The organism is Halorubrum sp. Eb13 (genome assembly GCF_002252895.1).
Classification (GTDB): domain Archaea; phylum Halobacteriota; class Halobacteria; order Halobacteriales; family Haloferacaceae; genus Halorubrum.
In genome coordinates, this window is sequence record NZ_NHPE01000084.1 from 1 (window position 1) to 6,276 (window position 6,276).

The 6,276-nt window shown below is 72.5% G+C and carries 5 protein-coding genes and 1 other RNA gene; 4 read left to right on the plus strand and 2 right to left on the minus strand.

Annotated elements, in window-relative coordinates; translation table 11 throughout:
* The first annotated feature begins 56 nt into the window (after positions 1–56).
* On the plus strand, positions 57–1,082 hold the full coding sequence (locus DJ75_RS09455; protein WP_094524242.1) for an aldo/keto reductase: 1,026 nt from the start codon (positions 57–59) through the stop codon (positions 1,080–1,082).
* A 42-nt stretch (positions 1,083–1,124) separates the two neighbouring features.
* On the opposite strand, the gene DJ75_RS09460 is transcribed toward DJ75_RS09455, so the two are convergent.
* On the minus strand, positions 1,125–1,583 hold the full coding sequence (locus tag DJ75_RS09460) for a hypothetical protein (RefSeq protein WP_094524243.1): 459 nt from the start codon (positions 1,581–1,583) through the stop codon (positions 1,125–1,127).
* Between the two features lie 203 nt (positions 1,584–1,786).
* Here DJ75_RS09460 and DJ75_RS09465 point away from each other — a divergent pair, with 203 nt between their 5' ends.
* On the plus strand, positions 1,787–2,194 hold the full coding sequence (locus DJ75_RS09465; protein WP_094524244.1) for a hypothetical protein: 408 nt from the start codon (positions 1,787–1,789) through the stop codon (positions 2,192–2,194).
* 49 nt (positions 2,195–2,243) lie between these two features.
* An RNA gene (gene ffs / locus DJ75_RS09470) (signal recognition particle sRNA) lies at positions 2,244–2,555 on the plus strand.
* Between the two features lie 481 nt (positions 2,556–3,036).
* Here ffs and DJ75_RS09475 read toward each other — a convergent pair.
* A complete protein-coding gene (locus DJ75_RS09475; RefSeq protein ID WP_094524245.1) occupies positions 3,037–4,605 on the minus strand; it encodes a hypothetical protein in 1,569 nt (522 codons plus the stop codon).
* A gap of 146 nt (positions 4,606–4,751) precedes the next feature.
* Between DJ75_RS09475 and DJ75_RS09480 the strand changes: the two genes are divergently transcribed.
* Positions 4,752–6,276: DNA ligase (locus tag DJ75_RS09480; protein WP_094524246.1), on the plus strand; the 1,525-nt coding region annotated here is incomplete at its 3' end.

Sequence of the window (6,276 nt, forward strand, 5' to 3'; positions counted from 1 at the left end):
TCCCGCTCCACTCGCCGTCGCCACGCTTTATGACTCGACGGCGAGTGGAGCGGGATATGGACTACCGACGGCTCGGCGACACCGGACTGAGCGTCTCGGAGCTCTGCTTCGGGACGTGGCGCTTCGGGCGGGAGACGAACGGCGTGGTCGAGACGGGGCGCGAGGAGGCTCACGAGCTGCTCGACGCGGTCGAAGAGCACGGTATCAACTTCATCGACACCGCGAACGTCTACGGGAGTCCGAACGGCACGAGCGAGGAGTACGTCGGCGAGTGGCTCGCGGAGCGCGACCGCGAGGACTACGTGATCGCCTCGAAGGTGTACTTCCCGTTCGACGGGCGCGGCGAGCCCGGCCCCAACGACTCGGGGCTCGGGCGCAAGCACATCCGCGCGCAGGTCGAGGGGACGCTCGACCGGCTCGACACCGACTACCTCGATATCTACTACATCCACCGCTGGGACGAAGAGACGCCCATCGAAGAGACGATGCGCGTCCTCGACGAGCTCGTCTCCGAGGGGAAAGTGCACTACCTCGGCGCGTCGACGATGGCGGCGTGGCAGCTGACGAAGGCGCTGTGGACCGCCGACGCCAACGACTACGCCCGGTTCGACGTGGTCCAGCCGCTCCACCACGCCGGCTACTACGAGGACGTGAGCGAGTACCTCGACGTCTGTATCGACCAGGACATCGCCGTCTGCCCGTACTCCCCGCTGGCGGGCGGGTTCCTCACCGGCAAGTACGAGCGCGCCGACCCGGACGACCCCGAGCAGGTGATCGCGCCGGACGGGTCGCGCGCCAGCTTCGACGACCGGTTCGAGCGGTTCTACCTCTCCGAGCGCGGCTGGAAGGTGCTGGACGCGGTCCGCGAGGTCGCCGCCGAGCTCGACGCCACCCCGGCGCAGGTCGCGCTCGCGTGGCTCACCGAGTGGGACGAGTTCACCTGCGTCCCCATCGTCGGCGCGCGGACGACCGACCAGCTCGCGGAGAACGTCGCCGCGACCGACCTCGCCCTCTCGGACGCGCAGTGGGACCGGATCATGGACGCGCGGTACGCCCCCGACGGGGCGCTCTGGGGGCACTAGTCGAGCGGGGCGGGACGGCGGGCGCCGCTGGCGAGCGGGGCGCTACTCCTCGAAGTCGGGCAGGTCGTCGGGCGCCTCGAAGTCGGCCTCCCAGTCGATGTACTCCTCTTTGAGCGTCTCGCAGACGATCTGGCCGAGCTCGGTGAGCCCGGCGTTGATCGCGGAAACGGTCCCCCACGAGTCGAGGTCGGGGTGGAGGTCGCGCTCCTTCCAGTCCTCGGGCAGCCCGGGGGCGTGGTAGCCGACGCGGTCAGCGAAGTCGTCCCAGAAGAAGTCGAAGCGGGAGACGAGCCCGAGGTCGACGGCGATCTCCCAGTCCGCCTCGTCCATGTCGCTCCCGGCGGCCCACTCCTCGAAGGCGTCCTCCCACGCCCCCTCTTGGAGGAGCGCCTCCAGGTCGTCGCGGCGGTACTCGCCGCCGGCGACCTCCGCGTCCTCGTACTCGTTCGGGTCCACGGCGGCGAGCTCGGGCGGCTCCGGCGGGTCGACGTCGAGGCTCATACCCCCACTCCGCGCCGGCGACTCAAAACGGTACGGGGCTCGGGGACGGACGGGACGGGAGAGGGGCGGTGGAGCCGGGCGGTCGGTGTGGCCGGTGCGGACGACGCGGTCGATGCGGTGGTGCGACGGTGGAGCCGGGCGGTCGGCGGCGCCGCCGGCGCCGATCCGGTCCTTTTACCGCGGTCCCCGACCGACCGACGGGCATGAATCTCCGCGACGTCTCTCGCCGGACGGGGATCGCCGCCGGCGTCGTCACCGTGGTCGTGCTCGCGGCCCCGTACGCGCTCGTGTCGGGGTACGCGACGCAGCTCGCCGGCTACTACGCCGCCGGCACCCTCGGCGCCGGCGGGATCGCGCTGTTCGCGCTGCTGACCGCCGTCGTCGTCGCCTCGGTCGAGGAAGGGAACCTCGACCCGGGGACGCTCGCGGGCGTCGCGGTGATCCTCGGCGTCGTGACCACGCTCAGCGCGGCGACGTGGGCGCTCGCCGTCGAGCCGACGACGATGTTCGGCGACTACCGCTGGCTGCAGTGGCACGCGCCCGCCGTCGTCGCCGTGTCGGTCCCGCTCCCCGTCTCCGCCGCGGTGTACGCCCGAGCGCTGCTGTCGTAGGGAGGGCGCCGCCGAACGAAAGGCCCTTATGCCGGACCCGAGTATCGTCAAACGGACTAGGTCGGGCGGTTAGGCCCCGCTCGTCACCCGTGAGGTAGTCTTTAGCGGGGACCGAACAGCGGGCGCGTCCGGTCAGACCGGCGCGGGCCCCGAGAGCCAACGTGGAAGCCTCGTCCGCCGGGGACAGCGGTCCGTGGCGCCCGCTCGCAGGAGCGGTCCGTCGCGGTTCGTCGGCGATATCGGGTCAGGCGCGGAAGCGAGCAGCCCATCGCCGAACGCCCGTCGCTCGTCGGGTCGCGGGGTGGAGAAGGCAACCGGGATACCCCGCGCCGGAACGCCGGGCCACCCCGCCTGTCCGCCATTCATACGCGTTTTTGCTCCGTGAGCGTGGGCTATCCTCGATCGGTGACACAGACGTTCGTTTAAATGAGATTGACTCGGGATCGGGGGTGAACACCTCCAAAGCCCCAGCCACGAGGAGCGCGCACGCTCGCTGCGCTCCTCAGTCGCTCGTTCCACTCGCTCCCTGCGGTGCTTGCGTCGCCTCCGCGCTCCTCGTGGCTGCCCCTTTGTGTCCCACCCGACCGCACAGCACCGCAACCTCACGCCTCCCCAGCCTCGTCGCCGGACTACGTCCGGCTGCAAGCGAGAGCTTCGCTCTCGCCCTGTCAGTCGCCCTCCGCGTCGCTCCGGGCGACTGACTCCAGCGAGAATCGAAGATTCTCTGGCAGCCGGCGCGGAGCGCCGGCGACCTCGCGCCGTCCGCTCGCGGCCCTCCGAGCCGCTCGCTGGAGCGCGCCGGATCGGTTGGTGCGGTCTTCGGCCGTCCGTTTTTATAAATGCTACTCCGCGTCACCGCTGTCTTTCCAGGCCGAGAAGCCGCCCTCGACGAGCGTCTCGGACTGTCGGTCGATGTACTCGCGCTGGGTGTCGTGGACCGCGGTCTCGAAGTCGTCGCCGGCGTCGAGGCGCGCGCGGACCCGGTCGCGCTTCCAGCTCGCCGGCGTGGTCCGGTTCGCGACGCGCCACCGGAGCGGCGCGAGCCACGAGGCCGCCTCCTCCTCGGGACAGCCGGCGGTCCGCAGGCCGGCCTCGGCGTGATCGAGGAGGTCCTCGTATATCGCGTCGGTGTCCGTCGTGGTCTCGCCGTCGCGGCCGATCCACTCGACGTCGGCGCCGAGCCCGTCGGCGACGGCGGCGTAGAAGTTGTCGCGGGCGGTCTCCCAGTCGAGCCGGATGACCGGGTGTTCGCGCTGCGGGAGCGCCTCCATCAGCCCGGCGAACGCCGCCTGAAAGGCGATGGAGTCGCGGACGGTGGGCTGGGCCGCGATCGGGCGGAACTCGATCCGGGCGTTCGCGCTCGACCGGCTCGCCCCCTCGAAGACCGGGCGGACCCACCGCCAGTAGCTGCCGTGCTTCGTCCGGAAGGTCGCGAACGCGTCGTCGAAGCGGTCGGTCCCCTCGGGCTCCGGCATCGGGACGAGCGTCTCGTCGCCGGCGATCCGGTCGACCGCGGTCTCGACGTCGTGGACGTCGCGCGGGAACCGCACCTTGTCGTCCTCGGTGCGCTCGTTGAGCACCGACTCGAACACGTGGATCCGGTTCTCGGCGGCGCCCTCGGCGAGGACGCGCTGGCCGTCCCAGCCCTCGTCGTACAGCTCCGGCGGGAAGAACGGCGAGTTGACGCCGAGCGCGAGGAGGGGCCCCGCGATCCGAAGCGCGTAGCGGAAGTGCCGCGGGAGCGTCTCCGCGTGCGCGACCTGGTAGTGCGGCTGGATCGAGGTGATGAGGCTCTCCGGCATCACGGTGTCCGCCGCGAGCGACACCCCCGGCGCCTCGACGACCGTCCCCCACCGGTCGTCCGCGCCCGCGTTCGCCATCGCGTGGTACCGGACCGAGTCGCTCATGTTGACCGCGACGGTGACGCCGTCGACGTCGACGCAGTCGGTGAGGTACCCCCGGGCCGTCTCGCCGGTCGGGGGGATGGTCCAGATCCCGTCGGAGACGAGCCGCATCCCCTCGACGCCCGCGGTGTTCTCCGCGGCCTCCAGCCGCGCGCGAACCTCCGCGAGCTGCGCCCGGAGCCCGTGGTCGGAGAGGGGCTGCGGGCTCGTCGACATCTCCGCGTTGTGGAGCCCGAGCTCCTTCTCGAACCCCATCAGCTCCAGGAGCCGGCGCGGGACGCGCATCAGGGCGTACTCGCCGGCCCGCGACTCCTCGCTCCAGCGCCCGTCGGCGACCGCGTAGAACTCGTACTCGAAGCCGACGATCGACTGGTGGTTGTCGAAGGACCCGTCGCGGAGCTCCTGTTTGACGATCTCCGCCTCCTCTTCGGCGCGCGCGGCGAACTCGTCCGGGTCGACGGCGAGCGCCTCGCGGACGCCGTCTGCGAGGGCGGAATCCGTGCTCATGGGACGGTCGACGTGTCGGCCTCGTAAAAAGGGCTACGGCCGATCGGCGGCGTGGGGACGGTCGGCACGACGTGGGGTCGGGGCGGAGAGCGGGAGCACGTGGGACGTATCGGGGCGCTTTTGCCCGCCGATTTCCGACCCACCCTATGGAGTTCGCCACGTTCGCCGCGCGCGCCGAGCGGCTGGCGGCCGAGCCGGGCGACATCGGGACGACGCTCGCGGTCGCCGACCTGCTCGCGGCGGCCGGCGGAGGGGGGAACGCGGCCGACGCGAGCGACGACGCGGAGCCGGCCCTCCGCGCCGGCGACGACCTCCCGACGGTCACCCGCTTCCTGCTCGGGCGCGTCTTCCCGGCGCACGACACGCGGACACTCGATATCGGCCCGGCGCTGTGCCGGGAGGCGATCGCCCGCGCCGCGGGCCCGAACGTGACGGCCGCCGACGTCGAGGACCGGCTCGCGGAGGCGGGCGAGATCGGCGCGGTCGCCGCCGGCTTCGACTTCGGCGGCCAACGCGGCCTCGCCGCCTTCGGAGAGGGCCGCGACGCGCTCACGGTCGCCGAGGTCGACGGGGCGCTGCGCGAGCTGGCGGCCGCGTCGGGCGACGGCAGCGAGTCGCGCAAGCTCGACGCGCTGTTCGGCCTCTTCAATCGGTGTGATCCGGCCGAGGCGAAGTTCCTCGCGCGCCTGGTGCTCGGCGAGATGCGGATCGGCGTCGGCGAGGGGACCGTCCGCGACGCGGTCGCCGAGACGTTCCTCTCGGAGTCGGTCGGGGACGCTGGCGACGGCGAGGAGTCGGAGCCGGACGCGGGCCCCGCCGAGAGCGACGACGCGGAGCCGACCCTCTGCGCCGGCGACGAGGCGGTCGCCGCCGTCGAGCGGGCGCTGCAGGTGACGAACGACTACGGCCGCGTCGCGGCCCTCGCGCGCGACGAGGGGCTCGCCGGCCTCCGCGCGGAGGGGCTCGTCGTGGGGCGTCCCGTGCAGGCGATGCTCGCGCAGGCCGGGACCGCGACCGACGCGGTCGAGTCGTTCGGCGAGGTCGCCGTCGAGACCAAGTTCGACGGGGCGCGCGTGCAGGTCCACTACGTGCCCGGCGACGGGGGCGAGGCCGACGACGAGAGCGAGGCCGACGACCCCGAAGTGGACGGCGGAACCGACCGCGAGGCGCTCGGTCCGCGGCTCTACTCCCGGAACATGGACGACGTGACCGACGCGCTCCCGGAGATCGCCGAGCGCGTCGCGGACCGCGTCGACGTCCCGGTCATCCTCGACGGCGAGGTCGTCGCGGTCGACGAGGGCGGCGACCCGCTCCCGTTCCAGGAGGTGTTGCGGCGGTTCCGCCGGAAACACGACGTCGACCGCATGCGCGAGGAGGTGTCGCTCCGGCTCCACGCCTTCGACTGCCTCCACGCCGACGGCGCGGACCTCCTCGACGAACCGCTCCGGGTCCGCCACGACCGCCTCGTCGACGCCGCTCCGGACGCGGCCGCGACCCTCGACCTGGCGAGCGACGTCGAGGCCGTCGAGGCGGCGGAGGCGGCCGCGCTCGACGCGGGCCACGAGGGAGTCATGCTGAAGGACCCGGACGCGCCCTACACCCCTGGCGACCGCGGGCGGGAGTGGCTGAAGCGCAAGCCCGACGTGGAGACGCTCGACGCGGTCGTCGTCG